This is a genomic window from Rhizobium sp. 05L419, assembly GCF_056397845.1.
In genome coordinates, this window is sequence record NZ_JBFTOF010000004.1 from 101,784 (window position 1) to 122,515 (window position 20,732).

Annotated in this window: 17 protein-coding genes, 1 pseudogene and 1 riboswitch; of the genes and pseudogenes, 9 read left to right on the top strand and 9 right to left on the bottom strand. The window is 61.7% G+C overall.

Going from position 1 to position 20,732, the window contains the following annotated elements; translation table 11 throughout:
- The first annotated feature begins 71 nt into the window (after positions 1-71).
- Positions 72-3,383: an oligosaccharide flippase family protein gene (locus AC1DMK_RS06525; RefSeq protein ID WP_477857821.1), complete on the top strand. Its 3,312-nt coding sequence runs from the start codon at positions 72-74 to the stop codon at positions 3,381-3,383.
- A 12-nt stretch (positions 3,384-3,395) separates the two neighbouring features.
- On the opposite strand, the gene AC1DMK_RS06530 is transcribed toward AC1DMK_RS06525, so the two are convergent.
- The 3 genes from AC1DMK_RS06530 to AC1DMK_RS06540 form a co-directional block, all read right to left on the bottom strand.
- A complete protein-coding gene (locus tag AC1DMK_RS06530) occupies positions 3,396-4,562 on the bottom strand; it encodes a glycosyltransferase family 4 protein (protein ID WP_477857823.1) in 1,167 nt (388 codons plus the stop codon).
- A gap of 139 nt (positions 4,563-4,701) precedes the next feature.
- Complete coding sequence (locus tag AC1DMK_RS06535) at positions 4,702-4,938, bottom strand: Lrp/AsnC ligand binding domain-containing protein (protein ID WP_037059054.1); 237 nt, start codon at positions 4,936-4,938, stop codon at positions 4,702-4,704.
- A gap of 73 nt (positions 4,939-5,011) precedes the next feature.
- Positions 5,012-5,908 carry a LysR family transcriptional regulator gene (locus AC1DMK_RS06540; RefSeq protein ID WP_477857824.1) on the bottom strand — a complete coding sequence of 299 codons (897 nt, stop codon included), beginning with the start codon at positions 5,906-5,908 and terminating at the stop codon, positions 5,012-5,014.
- Between the two features lie 84 nt (positions 5,909-5,992).
- Between AC1DMK_RS06540 and AC1DMK_RS06545 the strand changes: the two genes are divergently transcribed.
- The 7 genes and pseudogenes from AC1DMK_RS06545 to AC1DMK_RS06575 all read left to right on the top strand — a co-directional run bounded on the left by AC1DMK_RS06545 (position 5,993) and on the right by AC1DMK_RS06575 (position 14,111).
- On the top strand, positions 5,993-6,220 hold the full coding sequence (locus AC1DMK_RS06545) for a hypothetical protein (RefSeq protein ID WP_477857826.1): 228 nt from the start codon (positions 5,993-5,995) through the stop codon (positions 6,218-6,220).
- A gap of 47 nt (positions 6,221-6,267) precedes the next feature.
- The gene (locus tag AC1DMK_RS06550; RefSeq protein WP_477857828.1) at positions 6,268-7,551 is read left to right on the top strand and encodes an NAD(P)/FAD-dependent oxidoreductase; all 1,284 of its coding nucleotides are present in this window, start codon (positions 6,268-6,270) and stop codon (positions 7,549-7,551) included.
- 25 nt (positions 7,552-7,576) lie between these two features.
- Positions 7,577-9,115, top strand: coding sequence for an L-piperidine-6-carboxylate dehydrogenase (amaB, locus tag AC1DMK_RS06555; RefSeq protein ID WP_037059058.1), 1,539 nt, complete (start codon positions 7,577-7,579; stop codon positions 9,113-9,115).
- A gap of 70 nt (positions 9,116-9,185) precedes the next feature.
- Positions 9,186-10,175 carry an Ldh family oxidoreductase gene (locus AC1DMK_RS06560; protein ID WP_477857830.1) on the top strand — a complete coding sequence of 330 codons (990 nt, stop codon included), beginning with the start codon at positions 9,186-9,188 and terminating at the stop codon, positions 10,173-10,175.
- Positions 10,176-10,313: 138 nt separating this feature from the next.
- On the top strand, positions 10,314-11,342 hold the full coding sequence (locus tag AC1DMK_RS06565) for an iron ABC transporter substrate-binding protein (RefSeq protein WP_477857832.1): 1,029 nt from the start codon (positions 10,314-10,316) through the stop codon (positions 11,340-11,342).
- 63 nt (positions 11,343-11,405) lie between these two features.
- Positions 11,406-13,077 (top strand): annotated as a pseudogene (locus tag AC1DMK_RS06570) (ABC transporter permease).
- Positions 13,074-14,111: an ABC transporter ATP-binding protein gene (locus AC1DMK_RS06575; RefSeq protein ID WP_037059063.1), complete on the top strand. Its 1,038-nt coding sequence runs from the start codon at positions 13,074-13,076 to the stop codon at positions 14,109-14,111. Before AC1DMK_RS06570 ends, AC1DMK_RS06575 begins: the two are co-directional and overlap by 4 nt.
- Here the strand turns inward: AC1DMK_RS06575 and AC1DMK_RS06580 are convergent, their stop codons facing one another.
- The 6 genes from AC1DMK_RS06580 to thiC all read right to left on the bottom strand — a co-directional run bounded on the left by AC1DMK_RS06580 (position 14,112) and on the right by thiC (position 19,998).
- The gene (locus AC1DMK_RS06580) at positions 14,112-15,440 is read right to left on the bottom strand and encodes a glucoamylase family protein (protein WP_477857834.1); all 1,329 of its coding nucleotides are present in this window, start codon (positions 15,438-15,440) and stop codon (positions 14,112-14,114) included.
- Positions 15,441-15,565: 125 nt separating this feature from the next.
- Positions 15,566-16,204: a thiamine phosphate synthase gene (locus tag AC1DMK_RS06585; protein ID WP_477857835.1), complete on the bottom strand. Its 639-nt coding sequence runs from the start codon at positions 16,202-16,204 to the stop codon at positions 15,566-15,568.
- Positions 16,201-16,974: a thiazole synthase gene (locus AC1DMK_RS06590; RefSeq protein ID WP_477857837.1), complete on the bottom strand. Its 774-nt coding sequence runs from the start codon at positions 16,972-16,974 to the stop codon at positions 16,201-16,203. Before AC1DMK_RS06590 ends, AC1DMK_RS06585 begins: the two co-directional genes overlap by 4 nt.
- A 3-nt stretch (positions 16,975-16,977) precedes the next feature.
- Positions 16,978-17,175, bottom strand: a complete 198-nt coding sequence (gene thiS, locus AC1DMK_RS06595; protein ID WP_037059067.1) for a sulfur carrier protein ThiS — start codon at positions 17,173-17,175, stop codon at positions 16,978-16,980.
- Positions 17,172-18,170 (bottom strand): glycine oxidase ThiO, encoded by a 999-nt coding sequence (gene thiO, locus AC1DMK_RS06600; protein ID WP_477857838.1) that lies wholly within the window; start codon positions 18,168-18,170, stop codon positions 17,172-17,174. The genes thiS and thiO overlap by 4 nt, the downstream gene beginning before the upstream one ends.
- A gap of 1 nt (position 18,171) precedes the next feature.
- Positions 18,172-19,998, bottom strand: coding sequence for a phosphomethylpyrimidine synthase ThiC (gene thiC, locus AC1DMK_RS06605; RefSeq protein WP_037059069.1), 1,827 nt, complete (start codon positions 19,996-19,998; stop codon positions 18,172-18,174).
- A 92-nt stretch (positions 19,999-20,090) separates the two neighbouring features.
- Positions 20,091-20,202, bottom strand: a riboswitch (TPP riboswitch).
- A gap of 200 nt (positions 20,203-20,402) precedes the next feature.
- On the opposite strand from thiC, the gene AC1DMK_RS06610 reads away from it, so the two are divergent.
- The gene (locus AC1DMK_RS06610; protein ID WP_477857840.1) at positions 20,403-20,702 is read left to right on the top strand and encodes a hypothetical protein; all 300 of its coding nucleotides are present in this window, start codon (positions 20,403-20,405) and stop codon (positions 20,700-20,702) included.
- Positions 20,703-20,732: the final 30 nt, after the last annotated feature.

The following is a 20,732-nucleotide window of genomic DNA, read 5'->3' on the forward strand; positions in this document are numbered from 1 at the left end:
TCGATGCGATCAATTTCGAAAGATTTTCACACTAGCATGGCCGGCTCCGAACGGCCTTGAGTGGACACGACATGTCGAAGGGAATTATTGCGAATTCGGTTATGAACGGAGCGGCGGGGATGCTGCTGCTCCTGACAGGATTCCTTTCGTCCATCATCACAGCTCGCCTCCTTGGGCCGGAAGCAAATGGCATCGTCGCCTTTTCGCTTTGGCTTGTCGTGACGGGTGCGTCCATTGCTGAACTCGGATCGAGCATCACGCTCTCGAAGACATTGCCGCAATTGCAAGCTGAGGGATTCGACGCGAAGCGACGGCGGGGTTTCGCCTCCCTGCTCGTCACGGTGATGTTTTGCTCCACCCTGGTCCTGCTTGCCCTCTATGCGCTCTTCTTTTTGACGTCGGAGGAGTTGCACTGGGCGGACACCGCGCCGTCCGTCGCCTATGTGACCGCTGCTTTGTTCTTCATCCAGGCGATCGGTTCGTTCGTCAAATTCTATCTGATCGGCGAGCGCCGCCTCGGCGACTTTTTCAAACTGTCGACCGCCGTCTGTGTCTTACAGCTCATCGGCGTTGCCGGCGGGGCGGTGTTGTACGGCGTCGAAGGTGTGCTCTTCGGATATCTGCTCGGGCAGTTGGTGTTCTTCGTCGCGACGCTGCCCATCCTGTTCACGCGTCGGGATCGATGCGGGATCCCACTGAAGCATCTGGCAGCCTCGTCTGCGGTCCTCTCCGCGCAGTTCGTCATCGACTCGATCTTTTTGAACAGGCTGGAAATCCTCTTCTTGCAGCAGTTCTGGTCCGTGGAAATGGTCGGCTACTATGCGGTCGGCCTCTCCGTCGCCAACATCGCCCTGCAACTGCCGATCCAGATGACAGGGAGCCTCTTGCCCTACTACTCCGAGCGGCGCCACAGCAGCGACGATCGAACGCTGCCTGTCGAAGTGTTTTCGGCTGTGACGCGCAGCATGGCCTATATCATCCTGCCGATGAGCTTCGGGCTTGCGGCGATTTCCGGCGAGTTGGTGCGCGCGGTTTTCGGCGAAGCATTCAGCCGAAGCGGTACCGTCGTGGCCCTGCTGGCGCTTGCGGCTCCGGCCTATACCTTCATGCAAACGCTGAGCCTCTACCTCTTGTCCATGGACCGGGCGCGCGATCGCCTGCGTGTCAGCGTTGTCGGCGGACTTGTGATGACGGTCGGCTGCCTGGCGATGGTCCCGGTCTTTGCGGCCGAGGGGGCCGCTCTTGTTCGCATCGGCGTTTTTGTGGTGATGTGTGTGATCATGGTCAGGCAGACCGGCTTCGGCAAACAATTGTCAGGTCTATATGTCAGTATTTCGAAAACATTGATTGCAGCTGCATTTTGCGCGTGTATCGCCATTGCAACTTTACATTTTATAAATGGTTCTGTTGGACTTTTGATCGCGATAGCGGCCGGGGGGCTTGGCTATATTGTTGCACTCAAGATCCTGAACGCGATTCCGCGTGAGGATGCCGAGGTTATGTTGTCTATCGTTGGGAAAATGCCGTCCTCGTTGCGAGGACCCGCCAAAAAGGCAGTCGAGTTTGTCGCTCCGTTGCTTCCTGAAAGGGGAGAGGTTGTTGTGCCGACCCACGAACCGTCGGCGGATCTGGCAGATGGTGCAGGGCGGGATGCGGCATTGCCGTTGGCGTTTGAGGGAACAATCGGCCTCTTCAAGCCAGAGAACCCAGATGTGCAGAAGCGGTCGACGGCCGTCCTTTTCGTCAATCCCTGGGGCTTTGAGGAGATGTGCAGCCGGAAGTTCTTCCGCGTCGCAGCTGAGCATTTCGCCGATGTCGGTGTGCCGAGCCTTCGGTTCGACTATCCCGGCACAGGCGATGCGCTGGACTTCGGTGGTGTGCCGGAGACACTGGCGGTCTGGGAGAATTCTATCCGGGATGCGGCGGAAAAGCTGAAAAACCTGAGCGGTTGCAGCCGGGTGGTTCTCGTTGCCCAAGGGCTTGGCGCGACGCTGGTTCAGCGTGCGGGCATGGCGATCGGCGGCGTGGACAGCATTGTCATGCTTGCGCCGGTCCTTAGCGGCCGCGCCTATCTACGCGAACTGAGCGCATGGTCGAAGTTCATCAACCTTCATCTCGGACTGGGCGCGGACGACCTTCCCAAAGGCCAGCATGTGATTGCGGGTCTTGTCATGCCGGACGGTATCGCCGCGGAGCTCTCGAAGCTCAACATCACTGCGCCGGAAGGCCTTGCCGCACCGCGCTATCTCATTCTCGAGCGGCCGGTGCGCGCGCACGACACGACCTTTGCCGACGGTCTGCGGGCGCTCGGTGGCGAGGTGGAACAGCGAATATTCGAGGGTTACGACGAGCTCGTGATCGATCCGCTGTTCGCCAAGACCCCGATGGCCACTGTGAACTATCTGGCTGGATGGCTGGACGCGAATACGTCCGTGGACGCTGCTGGCATTGCGTCGGTCACCGAGATCGAGCCGAAATCTATCGCAGGCGACGGGTTCGCAGAAGTCCCCGTGCGTTTCGGCGAGTTCAACCATCTGGTCGGCGTGGTCAGCCGGCCGCTCGGCACTCCCACGGGCAGTGCCGTTCTCTTTCTGTCGACGGCTTATGACCGTCATTCCGGTTGGGGACGGACAATCGTCGATATGGCGCGCGATCTGGCGCGTCAGGGGGTCGTCTCGCTTCGTTTCGATTCTGCCAACGTGGGAGACAGCCCCCCGCGCCTGGATGCGCCGACACAGATCCTCTATTCGCCGACGCAGAGCGAGGATGTGCGCGCCGCGACCGATCTTCTGGAAGGCCTGGCGAGCGGGCCACTCATGGTGGCGGGTCGATGCAGTGGCGGCTACCTGGCCATTCGCGCGGCGGTTGCTGATGAGCGCCTGAAAGCTGCGGTGTCGATCAACCCTTTCGTCTACTACTGGGATCCGAACCAGGCCGTCGAAAAGAAGCACGTCGTGTCCGTTCCGCGCAGCTTCGAAGATTACGGCCAGCGCATCGCAAACGTCGATACGTTCAAACGACTGCTACGCGGTGAAGTTGACGTCAAGGCCGCTCTTAGGAACGTCGCGATCGCGTTTGCCCGACGCATGTCGGTCCGCATCGCGCCTTTGCTGGAATACTTGCCTAGCCGGCGTCATACCGCCGTCGAGGTCAAGAAATCCTTCCTCGCCGTCGGCAGGCGGAAGGTGCCGTTGACGCTTATTTATAGCGAGGGCGATGTCGGGCTGGAGAACATGTATTTTCACTTCGGCCCGGGCGGGCGCAAGTTTATGCGCTATCCGAACGTGCGGCTGGTGATGTTGCCGGATGCCGATCACAATCTGACGCCACCTCAATCGCGCAAGACGGTACTTGCCGAGATCGTCCGCCTCGCCAAGGCCTGAGCCGACGACGGATCAGGTGCCGATCAGTTGCTCGTAGACGGCGATATAGCGCTCGGCGACGACATCCCAGGAATAAGCGCGCGCATCGGCGAGAAGCTCCGCCCTGATGTCCGGACCACGCGATTGGAGGCGCTCGAAGGCAGTCTCGATCGCCTGCGCGGCCGCGACGCTATCGGAGAAATCGGTAAGAAGAAGCTCGTCGTGACGCGCGCCGAGTGTCGCGAAAGCCTCGTTGCTGTTCAAGACAGGAAGCAGCCCGGCGCTCATCGCTTCGAGGGCGACCAACCCGAAGCCCTCGTAGGCTGAAGCCGATGCGAAAATCGATGCCTGCTCAATGATATTGCGGATTGCGTCGTTGTCCGGTGAGACATGGATCGTGACGACGTCAGCTATATTCAGCCTGGCGAGGTGATCAGCAAGGTCCTGACAACTTAGATCGGATTCGACACCAACGATATCCAGGTGCCAGTCGGCGTTGCGCGCTTTCAGCACGGCAAGGGTCTCGATCAGATTGTCGAGACGCTTGTTGACGGAAAACCGGCCGATGGTCACAATCCTGCGCTTTGCTATACGCGATGCGCTGTCGGCAAATTTGCCGATATCTGCGCCGTTCTCGATCACCATGCTGCGGTTGGGGGCGATCTGCGAGAATTGCCGAAGGTCGGACATGCTGCATCCGATCACCTTGTCGTAGGCCATCGCCGAGAAGCGGGTCATGGTCTGAAACCAGACCTTCTTCAACGCTGCGTGGTTCTGCGTGTGGAAGAAGCCTCCGTGCGTCGTCACCACCATCGGCTTTCGGTGCAAAAAGCGGCCCCAGGCGAGTGCATCAAAAAAGAAATCGATGGCATGAACATGGATGAGAGCGGCATCGCCCAGATGCCGGAAAACCTGCGGAGCGATAGGGTAGCGCGTACTGCCCGACCAGGGAATGCGAACCACTTCGATGTCGCCGATGTATTCGCGATGCGACAGCTTGTTGTCGCGCGCTGTGAACAGTGAATCGAGCGTGACCACGCGCACTCGATACCCCCGGTCGATCGTCTGGCGCGCAAGATTGGCGGTGACATCTTCCAGGCCGCCGCGATTGGGCAGAAACTGGCGTATGACGTGAACGATCAGCGGCAGAGGGTCTTGCGACGGTTCGGCGTCGCGAGCGTAGGTTTCGGCAGCGGACATGATACACCTATGGGCCGCGCCTCGGCGGCCGTAGCTACGACTGCAGCAACAAGACCGCAGCCAGCGTTAAGGCCGCGTTTAAAAGCGGCAACTGGCGGACCTTTGTGTATCGGGAGAGTTAACCGAGGGTGACCGACGGTTAGAACGCCTTGAAGGTCAAGGTGGTCAGCGAACGGACAATGCCCGGTATATTGGCGATGTTATCGTTAACGAACTTGCCAATGTCCTGACCTTCTTCGATATACACCTTGAGCAGGAGGTCGTAGTCGCCGCTCGTCGAATAGAGCTCCGAGACGCGTTCCGTCTGGTAGATGGCGTCGGCGACCTCATAGGTCTTGCCGGGGACGCATTGGAGCTGGACGAAAATCGGCTTCATGGGAGTTTCCTGCATTGAATTCTGTTTGGTGCGCATAATGCTCGAAAGCACCGTGCGGGCGCAAGCCGTTCCGTCATGCCGAGGCTTCCAGAACGATCCAATCGCGAAATGCCACCAGCGGTGCGTAATCGGCGCGCTCTGGCGGATAGGCGAGGTAGTAGCGTTCGCTGCTCTCCATTTCGCGATCGACAGCTGCGACGAGGTCGCCCCGCTTCAGTTCGTCCTGGATGAGGAAGGTCGGCAGCAACGCGACGCCTAGGCCAGCCGTTGCCGCTTGCGCCGCCGTTGCAAACTGGTCGAACAGCATGCCGTGCACATTTTGAAATGCCACGCCGTTGTTGGCAAACCACTGCTCCCAGGCGTCTGCCCGTGTGGTCAGGTGGAGGAGGGGAACGCCGAGCAGATCGGGCGCCCCTTTGATCGCGTGACGATCGCGAAACTCCCGACTGCAAGCCGGAACCGTCTTCTCGGACATCAGGAATGTCAGCTCCGCGCCCGGCCAGTGGGGGTGACCGAAGTGGATTGCGGCATCGATCGAATCGAGGCGAAAGTCGAAGGAAGACAGGCGCGTCACAAGATTGATGGTGACGCCGGGGTTGATGGCGAGAAACCGTCCAAGGCGTGGAGCGAGCCAGCGTGTGCCGAATGTCGGCAGGATCGCAAGGTTGAGGGTGCCGCCGTGCGGGTTGGCACGAAGATTGAGCGATGCGTTTGAAATACGCCGCAGCGCCTCGCGTATCTCACGCGCATAGCTATCGCCCGCAAGCGTCAGGCGCACCGTCTGGCGTTCACGGATGAAGAGTTCCACGCCGATTTGCTCTTCAAGCGCCTTGATCTGACGGCTGACGGCACTTTGCGTCAGATCCAGTTCGCGCGCAGCGGCGGTGACGGTGCCGGTCCGGGCGACGGCCTCGAAGGCTGCCAGCAATGAAGTCGAAGGTAAAAAACGCCGTGATGGCAGCATGATCATTCCATTGGAGAATGAGCTATTTCCGAAAAGTCGATATTTATGGCTTTTGCGGCCTTGTAAAGAACTTCATCCATCGAAGTCGGAATGAACGCGGAGTTCTCCCATGCCGGTAGCCGGAGGCGCAAAGACCAGCGATTTTTCAGCAGAATTGCCAGACCCCGCGCGAACCGCGAAGTCTTTGAGGATGACCTTGGTGCGAACATCGAAAATGAGCTGGAACTTTATACGCAACGCCAAGCACGTTCGATTTCGATCTGCTTGGTCTCGCCGCTCTGCAGCTTAAGCCAGTTGTCTGGCTGGTTTGCCGAATGATCAGGCAGCGGTAGAATGCCGCCAACTTTAACCGATGGAATCGATCGATGCTGAATGATCCGCGCTCCCATGGGCTTTGGGAAAAAACCGCTCCGCTGCCGCCGGCTACCTCTCCTCTGGAGGGAAATATCAGTGCCGATGTGGTGGTCGTGGGCGGTGGCTACACGGGGCTTTCATCGAGCCTCCATCTCGCGGAGGCCGGTTCGCGGGTCGTATTGCTCGAGGCAAAGGAAATCGGCTTCGGGGGAGCAGGGCGCAATGTCGGTCTCATCAATGCCGGCATGTGGGTCATGCCGAACGATTTGCCGGGGGTCCTTGGCCCGGTCCATGGCGAACGGCTGCTCGATATGCTGGGCAATGCGCCGAAGCTGGTGATGGAACTGATCGACAAGCACGCCATCGCCTGTGAGCTTGAACGCAACGGCACGCTGCATGTCGCCGTCGGCGCCGATGGCCTCAAGGAAATTGAGGAGCGGACCAAGCAATGGGCGGCGCTCGGAGCGCCGGTGACCCTGCTCGATGCCGCGGAGACTGCAAGGCGGGTCGGCAGCAGCGCCTATACCGGGTCGCTGCTCGACATGCGCGCCGGCACGCTGCAACCGCTTGCCTATGCGCGTGGCCTTGCCCATGCCGCCGTCAAGGCTGGCGTTGCAGTTCACACGTCGAGCCCTGCCGTCGCAACCGAGCGAAACGGCAGCCGCTGGATCGTCAAAACGGCGATGGGTCAGGTGAGCGCAGACTGGATCGTCGTCGCCACCGATGCCTACAGCACGGGGCCGTGGGAGCAGGTGCGCGCCGAACAGGTGCATCTGCCCTATTTCAATCTCGCAACCACGCCGCTCGGCGACAACCTGCGCAAATCGATCCTGGCCGGCCGCGAGGGTGTCTGGGATACCAAGGAAATCCTCTCGTCCTATCGCATGGACTATGCCGGCCGGCTGGTCTTCGGTAGTGTGGGCGCCCTGCGCAACACCGGGCTTTCTGTCCACAAGGCGTGGGCAAAGCGATCGCTGAGGAAGCTGTTTCCCCAGATCGGCGACGTGGAATTCGAATGCGAATGGTACGGCAAGATCGGCATGACCGACAACGCGCTGCCGCGCTTCCACAAGTTTGCGCCCAACGTCGTCGGCTTCTCCGGCTATAACGGCCGCGGTATTGCGCCCGGCACGGTTTTCGGACGCACGCTGGCCCGTCACATCTTGGGTCAAATGAGCGAAGCCGATCTGCCACTGCCGCTGACGGCGCCCGCCGAGCCGAGCTTCCGCGCAGTCAAGGAAGTATGGTACGAAGCCGGCGCTCAGGTCGCTCACTTCGCCGATGCCCGCTTTTGAGAACAACAAGGTTGGAACCACGACAATGACCATTGCAACGCTTGATCTCGCCTCAGAGACAAAGACACTGCTCGCCGAACTCGGCGTTTCCGCGGACCGCTTCACCGGCGGCACGCTGCGTGTCACCTCGCCGGTATCCGGCAAGGAAATCGGCGCGCTGAAGGAACACTCCGTCGCCGACGCGAAGGCCGCGATTACAGAGGCACACAAGGCATTTCTGGAATGGCGCGCCGTTCCCGCCCCGAAGCGCGGCGAACTCGTTCGTCTGCTCGGTGAGGAGCTTCGCGCCGCCAAGGGCGCTCTCGGGCGGCTGGTGTCTATCGAAGTCGGCAAGATTACCTCCGAGGGTCTCGGCGAAGTTCAGGAAATGATCGACATCTGCGATTTCGCCGTCGGCCTGTCGCGCCAGCTCTATGGCCTGACGATCGCCACCGAGCGCTCCGAGCACCGTATGATGGAGAGCTGGCATCCGCTTGGCGTCGTCGGCATCATCTCGGCCTTCAACTTCCCAGTCGCAGTCTGGTCGTGGAATGCGGCGCTCGCGCTCGTCTGCGGCAATTCGACCGTGTGGAAGCCGTCGGAAAAGACACCGCTGACGGCATTGGCGACACAAGCCCTGTTCGAAAGGGCGCTGAAGCGCTTCAACGCCGAAGGCGGCACTGCGCCGGTCAATCTGTCGACGCTCCTGATCGGCGGTCGCGAGGTGGGTGAAGTGCTGGTCGATCATCCGAAGGTGCCGCTGGTTTCGGCCACCGGCTCGACGGCCATGGGCCGTGCCGTCGGTCCGCGCCTGTCGCAGCGCTTTGCCCGCGCCATTCTCGAACTTGGCGGCAACAATGCCGCGATCATCTGCCCGACGGCCGATCTCGACCTGACGCTGCGCGGCGTCGCCTTCTCGGCAATGGGCACTGCCGGCCAGCGCTGCACGACGCTTCGCCGCCTGTTCGTCCACGAGAGCGTCTACGACACGCTCGTTGCGCGCCTGCAGAAGGCCTACGGCTCGGTTACCATCGGCAACCCGCTTGAAGCCGGTACGCTGGTCGGTCCGTTGATCGACAAGCAGGCATTCAGCAATATGCAGTCCGCGCTTGAGCAGGCCAAGGCCGCCGGCGGCAAGGTCACCGGCGGCGAGCGCGTCGAAAACGGTTCTGCCGATGCGTTCTACGTCCGTCCGGCACTGGTCGAAATGCCGTCACAGTCAGGTCCGGTCGAAAACGAGACCTTCGCGCCGATCCTCTACGTGATGAAGTACAGCGATTTCGACGAGGTGCTTGAGCTGCACAATGCCGTGCCGCAGGGCTTGTCGTCGTCGATCTTCACCAACGACATGCGTGAAGCCGAAACGTTCGTTTCCGCCCGTGGTTCTGATTGCGGTATCGCCAACGTCAACCTTGGCCCTTCAGGCGCTGAAATCGGCGGCGCGTTCGGCGGCGAAAAGGAAACCGGCGGCGGCCGCGAGTCGGGCTCCGATGCATGGAGGGCCTACATGCGCCGCACGACGAACACGATCAACTACGGCAAGACCCTGCCGCTGGCACAGGGCGTCAAGTTCGACGTCGAGTGATCGCTGCATTGCGATAAGCGGGGCGATAGCGTAACAGCGTCATCGCCCCCTTTCTTGCGCAGGTTTTTCCATGCATCTGACACTTGCCGCAGTCGAAACGCTGGTCCTCGATGCGCTGATGCGCAACCGCGTTGACGAAGCCAATGCCCGCGCTGTCGCCAGAGCGCTTGTCGCGGCGGAGGCTGCGGGCCAAGGCGGTCACGGTTTGCGGCGGGTGGCAGCTTATGCGGCCCAGGCCAAGGCCGGCAAGGTTGATGGCTTTGCCAAGCCGATATTCACGCGCCCGTTTCCAGCTGTCGTTCAGGTCGATGCATGCCACGGCTATGCCTATCCGGCGTTCGATCTCGCTGTTTCCGTGCTTCCCGACATCGCCAGGCAGCAGGGCATCGCCCTAGTGACCATTCGGCGCTCGCATCACGCGGGCGTTCTGGCTTTGACCGTCGAGCGCTTCGCGGAGATGGGGCTGGTGGCGTTGATGGTGGCCAATGCGACGGCGTCGATGGCTGCCTGGGGCGGTCGTAAGCCCGTCTTCGGAACCAACCCGATTGCCTTTGCGGCGCCGGTCCCGGGAGCTGATCCGCTCGTCATCGATCTCGCGCTTTCACGGGTTGCCCGTGGCAAGGTGATGGCGGCGCGGCAGACGGGTGCGCCGATACCGTCGGACTGGGCATTTGACAGGGATGGCCAACCGACCACGGATCCGGTTGCGGCGCTCGACGGCACCATGATTCCTTCCGGCGAGGCGAAAGGCGCGGCGCTGGCGATGATGGTCGAGATCCTGGCCGGGGCATTGACCGGTGCCAATTTCTCGTTTGAATCCTCATCGCTTTTCGATGACAAGGGTTCGGCGCCCGGTCTCGGGCAGATGTTGATCGTCATCAATCCGGCCGCGAGCGGCGGTGATGGCGTCGCGGAGCGAATGCGCCGGCTGGCCGACGAGATTTCGTCCGATCCGGGAGTGCGGCTTCCGGGCCGTCGTGGGCAGACTGCACGTCATCAAGCCCTCGAAAGCGGTATCGAGGTTGAAGACGAGCTGATCGCGTCGGTCAACGCCCTCTGAGTGTCTTTAGAGTTGAGTAATTGATTCAAGTATTTGTGATCGGTCAGGACTGCTGAAAACTTGAAATCCGAGTTCAAGAAAAATATACGGGCTTTCATCACCCTGGGGGAACTCGGGTGGAACGCCATGGAGGGCATCATGAAAATTTCCCTTAGCCGTTTTTCGGGAGCGCTTGCTGTTGCTGCGTCGCTTCTTGCTGCGACATCGCTGGCATCGGGGGTCGCACGCGCCGACGATTCCGAGGGCATCGTCGTCTACAACGCTCAGCACGAAAGCCTGGGCCGTGAGTGGATCGATGCCTTTACCAAGGAAACCGGCATCAAGGTGACGATGCGTCAGGGCGGCGACATGCAGTTCGCCAACCAGATCGTTCAGGAAGGCGATGCTTCGCCGGCCGACGTGTTCCTGACCGAGAACTCGCCCGCCATGACGCTCGTTGATTCTGCCGGCCTCTTTGCCCCTGTCGATAAGGATACGCTGGCGCAGGTGCCGGATCAGTATCGCCCGTCGGATGGCATGTGGACCGGTATTGCGGCGCGTTCGACCGTGTTTGTCTACGACAAGACGAAACTGACCGAAGACAAGCTGCCGAAGTCGCTGCTCGATCTTGCCGATCCGGCATGGAAGGGTCGTTGGGGCGCAGCGCCGGCCGGCGCCGACTTCCAGGCGATCGTCAGCGCCCTGCTCGAACTCAAGGGCGAGGAAGCGACAGCCGCGTGGCTGAAGGCGCTCAAGGAGAACGCAACGCCCTACAAGGGCAACAGCGTTGCCATGAAGGCGGTCAACGCCGGTGAAGTCGAAGGTGCCGTTATCTACCACTACTACTGGTTCGGTGATCAGGCAAAGACTGGCGAAAACAGCAAAAACGTTGCGCTGCACTACTTCAAGAACGAGGATCCGGGCGCATTCGTCAGCATTTCCGGCGGCGGTGTCCTTAAGTCCAGCCAGCACCAGAAGCAAGCCCAGGCGTTCTTGAAGTTCATCACAGGCAAGGCTGGGCAGGACATTCTGAAGACCGGTACGTCGTATGAGTATGCCATCGGCAAGGATGCTGCTTCCAACGACAAGCTGGTTGCGCTCTCCGATCTAGAGGCACCGAAGGTCGACGCCGCGAAGCTGAACAGCAAGAAGGTCACCGAGTTGATGACCGCTGCTGGTCTCATCTAGGGCCTCGTGTCGCAGGTTCCTCCGGTCAAAACTATTGCTTTTGGCTCAAGAAAACCTTAGGGCATGACGAAATCCGGCAACCGCTTGGTCAAGAGCGGTTGCCTTCCTTTTTCAGGGTGTGAAGGCGCAGGCCTTGCTGCAGGACAACAGATTGCTCGCTCCTGGCCAACAGATGCCGACGGTGCGGCCGATGGTCGGACTGAACCGGCTGCGCGCCCGTATGCCGCATGTCTCCGTCGTCCTCATCGCTTCGGCCGTTGCCCTGTTCAGCCTGGTGCCGCTGGGTTTCATCGGCTGGATCACCGTCGATGTGGGTTGGGAGACGGTCAAGGAGCTGGTGTTTCGGCCGCGCGTCGGCGAATTGCTGGTCAACACCGTCCTCCTGGAATTGATCACCGTTCCTCTCTCCATCCTGCTGGCGGTGACGCTTGCGTGGCTGACCGAGCGCACGGATATTCCCTTTGGCCGGCTGTGGTCTTGGCTTGCCGTCGCCCCGCTCGCCGTTCCCGCCTTCGTGCACAGCTATGCCTGGGTCAGTTTGGTTCCGGGGATGCGCGGGCTGCAGAGCGGCGTCTTCGTTTCCGTGCTCGCCTATTATCCATTCCTCTATCTACCTGTCGCAGCCGCGCTTCGGCGGTTGGATCCGGCGATCGAGGATGCGGCTGCCTCGCTCGGCCTCGGCCCCTGGGAGGTGTTTTTCCGCGCGGTCCTGCCGCAGCTTCGGCTTGCGGTTTGCGGCGGTTCTCTGCTGATCGCGCTGCACCTTCTGTCGGAATACGGCCTCTACGTGATGATCCGTTTCGACACGTTCGCCACCGCGATCGTCGATCAGTTCCAGTCAGCCTACAACAGCGCGGCCGCAAACATGCTGGGCGGCGTGCTGGTCGGCTTTTGTCTCCTGCTCCTTACGCTTGAGGTTTTGCTGCGCGGCAACGAACGCTATGCGCGCGTCGGATCAGGCTCGGCCCGTCCGGCCGATCGCCGACGTCTCGGCTGGTTCGTCGTACCAGCGGTGCTCCTGCCAGCCTTGTTGGCCTGCCTCACTCTTGGCGTGCCGTTGGTGACGCTTGTGCGCTGGCTCTATCTCGGCGGCATCGATGTCTGGCGACTGGATACGGTGGGCAATGCGTTCGTGCAGACCATAGTCCTTGCCGTCGCCGGCGGCATACTGGCGACGATGGCAGCTGCCCCGATGGCCTGGCTTTCGGTGCGTGCTCCTGGACGGTTCCAGCGCATTCTCGAAGCTTGCCACTACTATGTCGGTTCTCTGCCAGGCGTCGTCGTGGCGCTGGCATTGGTCACGATCACCGTCCGGCTGGTTCTGCCGCTGTATCAGACGTTCGCAACGCTTGTCGTTGCGTATATTCTCCTCTTCCTGCCGCGCGCAATGGTCGGTCTTCGTGCCAGTATCGCGCAAGCCCCGGTCGAGCTGGAGCGCGCTGCCATGGGTCTCGGGCGCACGCCGGCGCAGGCGGTGCGGCAGGTCACCATGCGGCTTGCGGCACCGGGAGCGGCAGCCAGTATCGCTCTGGTGGCGCTCGGCATTACCAACGAGCTGACGGCGACTTTGATGTTGGCGCCCAACGGCGTCGAGACGCTGGCGACCAAATTCTGGTCGCTGACCAGCGAGATCGACTATGTGGCGGCCGCGCCTTACGCCTTCATGATGGTGGTGCTGTCGCTGCCGCTGACCCTTCTCCTCCATGCTCAATCGAAACGGACTGCCGGACAATGACGCTGCTCACGATCGCCGGCACCAGCAAGCGCTACGGCCATGTCCAGGCGCTGGAAAACATCTCGCTCGATGTCGCGGCCGGCAGCCGCACGGCCGTCGTCGGGCCTTCGGGTTCGGGAAAGACAACGCTTCTTCGCATCGTCGCCGGTTTCGAGCAGCCGGATATCGGACGGGTGACGCTGGACGGCGAACTCCTGGCCGATGGACCCGTCGCCGTACCGGCGTACAAGCGCGGCATCGGCATCGTCTCGCAGGAAGGCGCTCTCTTTCCGCATCTCAATGTCGCCGACAATATCGGCTTCGGTTTTCAGCGCGGGACGCCTGATCGTGACAAGCGCATCGCCGAGCTACTCGATATGGTCGAGCTCGACCGCAACATGCTGACCCGCCGGCCCCACCAGCTCTCCGGCGGCCAGCAGCAGCGCGTGGCGCTGGCGCGTGCGCTTGGCCGCAAGCCGCGACTGATGCTGCTCGATGAGCCATTTTCGGCGCTCGATACAGGACTGCGGGAAAACATGCGCAAGGCCGTTGCACGTGTCCTGCAGGCGGCTGGCATCACCACCATCCTCGTCACTCACGATCAAGCCGAGGCACTGTCCTTCGCCGATCAGGTTGCCGTGCTGCGCGAAGGCCGCCTCATTCAGGCCGGGTCACCGCAGTCGCTCTATCTGCACCCGCAGGACCGAGAAACAGCTCTCTTCCTGGGGGATGCGGTGATGCTGCCCGCGATCATCAAGAACGGCTTTGCCGATTGCGCGCTCGGCCGTGTCGCTGTCGATAGCGGCTATCAAGGGAAGGTCGAGATCATGCTGCGCCCCGAGCAGATCCGCGTCGTCACGGACGACAGCGAGCCGAAGTATGGCGGGCGCGTCGTCGAGGTCGAGTTTGGCGGCGCCACTTGCACTGTTGCAGTCTCGCTTGAAGGCGTGGCGCTGCCGCCGATCCTGATCAAGACCTCGAGTGTGGCGCTTCCCGAGCGCGGCGACCGCGTTCGCCTCGACATCGCCGGCAAGGCGCATGTGTTCGGCCGCTGATCAGGCCGTTTTGCGCTCGGCGTCATTGATGCTCGCGTCGAGCCAGCCGCCGGTAAAGCCCGCTCGCTGAAGGCCGGCGCGGATCACCGGCGATTGCCGCATCAGGCTCCAGATGAAGTCCGAGCGCTCGTTTTCGATCGACATCACCAACAGCCCCTGATCGATGCCGACACAACGGTCGTCGACCCAGCCTTCGGGCCGCGCGGTCTTGACCGTCGGATTGAAGCCGCCGGGAAAGCGGTCTTCATAGAGCAAGGCGGGATAGGTTGAGAGAAGCGCGCGAAGGCCCCCGAGCGAGGCCTGTCGATCGTAGGGAAGACAGGCGAGTGCTGCCCAGGGAGCAAGCGTACCATCGTCGGGGCCGAGAGGGGCCCCGCGAGCGGCGTAACCCAGGACGCGTGGGCGACGACCTCCGCGCATGTTGCGCGTGGGCGGTGGACCGTCGGTGGCGGAAAGACCCCAGACATCCTTGTTGTAGCCGACGAAATGGCCGGGGTTTCGCTCGGCGTAATCCCGCTGAACGGCGATGCAGGTCTGCGTGTTGCGGAAATAGTCCCAGTTTTGCTTGGCCATCGGCCTGTCCTGGATGCCGCGGAAATCGATCCATGCATGCGAAAACAGGTGGATGAACAGCGGCCCCGCATAAAGATAGGCCTGATCGCCGAAGAGCATCCACGAATAGCTGGATGTAAAGGCGTCGTAGCTCGATTGCGGGATCGGATGCGTCGGCGAAGCAAGCGCCAGCATGTAGAGCAGGACGGCTTCGTCGTAGCCCTGCCAGCGCCAACGCAGAAAGCCGCTTCCCGGCTTCCAGCCCATGCACACGGTCTGGCCCTTGTTCAACGCCCAGTGCCAGTCGATTCGCTCATAGATCAGGGTCGCCAGCCGGCGGATTTCGGTTTCTGCCTCGTCGTCGCGGTCAAAGTAGGCTGCCGATGTCAGGATGCCGGCGACGAGCAGCGTGGTATCGATGGTCGAAAGCTCGCTGTTCCAGGCGCGGTGGCCGGTATCCATATGCAGGAAGTGATAAAAGAAGCCGTGGTACCCGATCGAGTGGCGTTCGCGGCCCTGATGGCCGTCGGCGAAGAAGCATAGCGTTTTCATGGTGCGCTGCACGGCGTCTGGCCGCTCCATCCAGCCGCGTTCGACCGCAACGGTATAGGACGACAGCGCAAAGCCTACCGCCGCGATACTGCAGGGAACGCCCGCAACGGAGGTATCGGCAACAAGGCCGTTGTCGGGATTGTAGTGCTTCGGGAAATAGTTGAATGCACCCCGCTGCAGCCTGTCGATCAGCGCGGCGTCTGTTTCCTCGGTCCGTTGCAGCATGTGCTCCAAGCCCAATTTGTTGTCCCGCCCCCGGTTCACCATGCGCAAGCGCCGCGCGCAAATCAATCCTTTTTGAAGAAACTGTATACTCTGGATGTCCATGCAGCCTTACGTCGCCTTCTTCTTCAGCGTATCTCCCCCTTCGACCACGCTTGCGCTGTTCTCCAAGCAGAGGTAGCCGCAAGCCATTCCTTCGTTCTTGTCTCTGGATCGCCGTTCAGGGTGATATCGGTCACCACTGCCGCGCTGTCTGCACCATGCCCAAAGACGCCTTCGATGCGGTCTATGTTCAGACCGCCGATGGCGACAAGCGGCAGATCACCGATGCGCGCTTTCCATGCGCTGAGCCGATCCAGCCCTTGCGGAGCCCATTTCATCTGCTTGAGTATGGTCGGATAGACCGGGCCAAGCGCGATGTAATCCGGCTTTGCGGCCAACGCGGTTGCCAGTTCGGCATCGTCATGGGTCGAGAGCCCAAGTTTCAATCCAGCTGAACGAATGGCCTGGAGATCGGCCACGGCCAGATCCTCCTGGCCGAGATGCAGGAAGTCGCACCGCTCCTCGATGGCGAGCTCCCAGTGGTCGTTGACGATCAGCTGGCATCGATGTGCAGCGCATATCGCTTTCGCCGCACGGATCTCGGCGCGCAGTTCTGCCTGCGTCAGGTCCTTGATGCGGAGCTGCACCAGCTTGACGCCGAGCGGTACCAGCCGGGCAATCCAGCCGGCGCTATCGACGATGAGGTAGAAGGGATCGAGCCTCATGAAAAGACCGCCCTTCCGATGACCGGCGTTGAAGGTACCGCCATGTCGCGCGGCTCCATCATGCCGGCGCTGAACGCCTGCCTGCCTGCCTTGATCGCGCTGGCGAAGGCTGCCGCCATGGCGACGGGATCGCCAGCCCCGGCAACGGCAGTGTTGAGGAGCACCGCGTCGAAGCCGTGCTCCATGACGACGACCGCATGCGACGGGCGGCCGATACCGGCGTCGACAATCAGCGGCACGTCGGGGAAATGCGCGCGCATGGCGCGAAGGGCAGGCAGATTGAGCGGTCCGGCAGCACTGCCGATCGGTGCGCACCAGGGCATAAGGACCTTGCAGCCCGCCTCCAGCAGCCGTTCGGCCACCACCAGGTCGTCGGTCGTATAGGGAAACACCTCGAAGCCTTCGCTTGCAAGAATGCGCGCGGCCTCGACCAGGCCGAAGACGTCGGGCTGCAACGTATCGTGGTTGCCAATGACCTCGAGCTTTATCCAGTTGGTGGCAAACACCTCGCGCGCCATCTTCGCCGTCAGCACCGCCTCGGAGACACCATGGCAGCCGGCGGTGTTTGGCAGGATGCGAACGTCGAGCGCCCGGATCATCTCAATGAACGCGCCGCCATTGCGGCCTCCGGCGGTCTCGCGGCGCAGCGAGACGGTGACGATCTCCGTTGCCGAATGCCTGACTGCTTCTTCGAGAATGGCTGGTGAGGGGTAGCGCGCGGTTCCCAGCAGAAGGCGGGAGGCAACTTCGGTTTCATAGAGCTTCAGCATCGATCAGCCTCCCTGCATCGGCGACAGGATTTCGATTGTGTCATTGTCGCTGAGCGCGTGGTCGAGGCGGTCTTCGCGGTGTACGAGCTCTCCATTGACGGCCGTCGCCAGCCACTCGCCCTGGTATTCCAGCAGCGCGAGCAATTCGGACAACGTCTTTGCTTGGATAGTCCGGGGCTCGCCATTGATAAGCAGTTTCATGAGGCATCCCTTCCTGTTGTATTTAGGGCGGTGGAATTTGACGAAAAGACAAGGTCGGCCGCTTCGGCAGCCAGTGTCGGCGCCAGCAGGAAGCCGTGGCGATAGAAGCCGTTGAGCGACACCACGTTTCCATCGCGGGTCGCGCGGGGGAAATTGTCTGGGAAGGCAGGGCGGATGCCGGCGCCGGTTTCCATGACGGCTGCGTCCGCAAAGGCTGGATGCAGCGCATAGGCGGCGTTGAGCAGTTCCATCAACGAGCGTGCCGCGATCGGTCCGTCGAAGTCCGTCTCGATCATCGTGGCGCCTACCATGAAGCGGCCATCGCCACGGGGAACGACGTAGACCGGAATACGCGGATGGAGCAGGCGAACGGGTCGGGCAAGTTCGATCTCACCGGTCTTGAGGTAGAGCATTTCGCCGCGTATGCCGCGCATGCCGCGCATGCCGCCGGTCCCTCTCATTCGCGCGATACCGGTGCAGTCGACGACCTCATCAAAATTGCATTCGTCGGCAGGCTCGCCACTGAAAGCGACGCCCTCTGCCGCGAGCTTTTTGCGTAACGACGTCAGGACCCGTCGGGGGTCGAGATGGGCTTCCTGCGGGAAGAACAGGGCGTGCCTGAAGCGCCCGGCAAGCGCCGGTTCCAGTGAGGCGATGCGCTCCTCTTCGAGCCATTCATACCCGCTGGTTCGCCCGGCAAAGCGCTTCAGCTCGCCTTGGTCGCGGGCCGGCGCGACCACAAGCGTTCCGTTGCGACGTACCTCACCCGGCAGGATCGCGTCCCACCGGTCGGCGGCGTCGATGCCACGCGCGAGCACCGCCTCGCCGGCGCTTTCACGCTCGCACCAAGGCGCCAGCATACCGCCGGCGAGCCAGGATGCGGCATGGCTGTAGCCCGGCCGGGGGTCCGCGACCGTGACATTGGCACCGCGCGCGAGGAGTTCATGGGCGGCCGTGAGGCCGGCGACGCCGGCCCCTTTGACAAGGACAAGCATGTCACTCGGCCGCAGGCTTGACGGCATCGACCGCCATGTAGAGATCGCCGCCTTCCCGGTATTTTGCCGCCATGGCATCCAACCCTTCCTTCTGCGCCTCGGCGCGGATGTCGTGCGAGATCCGCATGGAGCAGAATTTCGGGCCGCACATGGAGCAGAAATGTGCGACCTTGTGGGCCTCCTTCGGCAGCGTCTCGTCATGGAAGCTGCGAGCCGTCTCCGGATCCAGCGAGAGGTTGAACTGATCCTCCCAGCGGAATTCGAAGCGGGCGCGAGACAGGGCGTCGTCGCGCAGCTGGGCGGCCGGGTGGCCCTTGGCAAGATCGGCGGCGTGGGCGGCGATCTTGTAGGTGATGACGCCGGTCTTGACGTCGTTGCGATCCGGAAGGCCAAGATGCTCCTTCGGCGTCACGTAGCAGAGCATGGCAGTGCCGAACCAGCCGATCATCGCCGCACCGATGCCCGATGTGATGTGGTCGTAGCCGGGTGCGATATCCGTCGTCAGCGGCCCGAGCGTGTAGAAGGGCGCCTCGCCGCAGACGGCGAGCTGCTTGTCCATATTCTCCTTGATCTTGTGCATCGGCACATGGCCTGGACCCTCGATCATCACCTGGCAATCCTTCGCCCAGGCGATCTTCGTCAATTCGCCCAGCGTTTCCAGTTCGGCAAACTGGGCCGCGTCATTGGCGTCCGCGATCGAGCCGGGGCGCAGGCCGTCGCCGAGCGAGAAGGACACGTCGTAGGCACGGCAGATGTCGCAGATTTCGTCAAAGTGCTCGTAGAGGAAGCTTTCGCGGTGGTGATGAAGACACCACTTGGCCATGATCGAACCACCGCGCGAGACGATGCCGGTGACGCGGTTGACTGTGAGCGGGATGTAGTGAAGCCGCACGCCCGCATGGATGGTGAAGTAGTCGACCCCCTGTTCGGCCTGCTCGATGAGTGTGTCGCGGTAGACTTCCCAGGTCAGGTGTTCGGCAATGCCCTCGACCTTCTCCAGCGCCTGGTAGAGCGGTACGGTTCCGATCGGCAGCGGCGAGTTGCGGATGATCCATTCGCGGATGTTGTGGATGTTACGGCCGGTCGACAGGTCCATGACGGTATCGGCGCCCCAGCGTGCCGCCCAGACCATCTTTTCGACCTCTTCGGCCATCGACGAGGTGACGGCCGAGTTGCCGATATTGGCATTGATCTTCACCAGAAAGTTCCGGCCGATAATCATCGGTTCTGCTTCGGGATGGTTGATGTTGGCGGGAATGATCGCCCGTCCCGCCGCCACCTCCTGCCGGACGAATTCAGGTGTGACGTGATCGGGAATATGGGCGCCGAAGCTTTCGCCGTCGCGTACCATTGCTTCGACCTTGGCCTTGCGGCCGAGGTTTTCGCGGATGGCGATGAACTCCATCTCGGGCGTGATGATGCCGGCCCGCGCATAGGCGAGCTGGGTGACCGCCTTGCCGTCCTTTGCCCGCAGCGGTTGACGCTGGCCGGGAAATTCGGGCGTGAGGCGCTCGCCGCTGGCAAAGCCGTTGTCTTCGGGGCGGACATGCCGGCCCAGGTAGGCCTCGACGTCGCCGCGGGCGAGCACCCAGTCGCGGCGCAGTTCAGGCAAGCCTTGCTCGATGCGGATGTCGGCGCCGTCGATGGTGTAGGCACCGGACGAATCATAGACCACAACGGGCGGCTCGCCCGATGTCGGGTGGACGCTGATCTCGCGCATCGGCACGCGGATGTCGGGATGGATATCTCCGGGAATGTAGATCTTCCGGGATGCCGGAAGCGCGCCGGTGGTCACGGTCGGGGTGAGATTTTTTGCGGCAATATTCATGGTTGAGGCTCCAAGTTTGCAATTGGAGACCCAGTCCTCAGCCGGAAAGATGAAAAGACGCCAGCACGGATTCCACGCGTGAATCCGAAGCCTTCCGAGCGCTTGCACCGTCCCTACGCCAGTATGAACTGGATCAGGTTCAACGGGTCACTGCGCGCGATAGCAGTATCTCAGCCCCTTGCCGGGACCCCCCTGGTGAATGCGAAAAGGTTAGAGTGTATGGGGCGACGCTGTCAACCCATCGGCATTGCAGCCATCGACAATGACGGCACGCTTCTTGGCGTTGTAATCGCCATGCCGGCGGAACCGACCCGGACACCGCGGATTGCAAGCCCACCAAAACGACAGGGCCGACAACTGGCAGTCTGCCGGTTGAGCGATCCTGAATTCAGGCGTTCGATGACTTGCCGAGACTTCTGGTCGCCGGCTTGGGGGAGTCAAAATCCTACGTCATAGCCTATCGCCCTGCCGGCAAAGGCCGTTCAGCGAATATGAAGCGCGTGAAAGTCGGTTCGCCCGAAACGATTAAGACCGCTTCCGAGGCGTGCAAGATTGCGTTTTCTATGCTTGGCAAGGTTGCTGCAGGCGGTGATCCAGCGAAGGATAGAGCGGAAGACAAGCGTCGCAAAAAGTCGCGCGTCACTGACCTCCTCGATCGCTATGAAGTCCTGACCCTAGCTGATGCGAATAGACGACGTGGTTGACTGGAATCACGGGTAGCAAAGGCGCCCGTG

Excerpts from the sequence above, each read along its gene's own strand:
- AC1DMK_RS06525 (WP_477857821.1), top strand. The coding sequence starts at position 72 with ATGTCGAAGGGAATTATTGCGAATTCGGTTATGAACGGAGCGGCGGGG.
- AC1DMK_RS06530 (WP_477857823.1), bottom strand. The coding sequence starts at position 4,562 with ATGTCCGCTGCCGAAACCTACGCTCGCGACGCCGAACCGTCGCAAGAC.
- AC1DMK_RS06535 (WP_037059054.1), bottom strand. The coding sequence starts at position 4,938 with ATGAAGCCGATTTTCGTCCAGCTCCAATGCGTCCCCGGCAAGACCTAT.
- AC1DMK_RS06540 (WP_477857824.1), bottom strand. The coding sequence starts at position 5,908 with ATGATCATGCTGCCATCACGGCGTTTTTTACCTTCGACTTCATTGCTG.
- AC1DMK_RS06545 (WP_477857826.1), top strand. The coding sequence starts at position 5,993 with ATGAACGCGGAGTTCTCCCATGCCGGTAGCCGGAGGCGCAAAGACCAG.
- AC1DMK_RS06550 (WP_477857828.1), top strand. The coding sequence starts at position 6,268 with ATGCTGAATGATCCGCGCTCCCATGGGCTTTGGGAAAAAACCGCTCCG.
- amaB (WP_037059058.1), top strand. The coding sequence starts at position 7,577 with ATGACCATTGCAACGCTTGATCTCGCCTCAGAGACAAAGACACTGCTC.
- AC1DMK_RS06560 (WP_477857830.1), top strand. The coding sequence starts at position 9,186 with ATGCATCTGACACTTGCCGCAGTCGAAACGCTGGTCCTCGATGCGCTG.
- AC1DMK_RS06565 (WP_477857832.1), top strand. The coding sequence starts at position 10,314 with ATGAAAATTTCCCTTAGCCGTTTTTCGGGAGCGCTTGCTGTTGCTGCG.
- AC1DMK_RS06575 (WP_037059063.1), top strand. The coding sequence starts at position 13,074 with ATGACGCTGCTCACGATCGCCGGCACCAGCAAGCGCTACGGCCATGTC.
- AC1DMK_RS06580 (WP_477857834.1), bottom strand. The coding sequence starts at position 15,440 with ATGCTGCAACGGACCGAGGAAACAGACGCCGCGCTGATCGACAGGCTG.
- AC1DMK_RS06585 (WP_477857835.1), bottom strand. The coding sequence starts at position 16,204 with ATGAGGCTCGATCCCTTCTACCTCATCGTCGATAGCGCCGGCTGGATT.
- AC1DMK_RS06590 (WP_477857837.1), bottom strand. The coding sequence starts at position 16,974 with ATGCTGAAGCTCTATGAAACCGAAGTTGCCTCCCGCCTTCTGCTGGGA.
- thiS (WP_037059067.1), bottom strand. The coding sequence starts at position 17,175 with ATGAAACTGCTTATCAATGGCGAGCCCCGGACTATCCAAGCAAAGACG.
- thiO (WP_477857838.1), bottom strand. The coding sequence starts at position 18,170 with ATGCTTGTCCTTGTCAAAGGGGCCGGCGTCGCCGGCCTCACGGCCGCC.
- thiC (WP_037059069.1), bottom strand. The coding sequence starts at position 19,998 with ATGAATATTGCCGCAAAAAATCTCACCCCGACCGTGACCACCGGCGCG.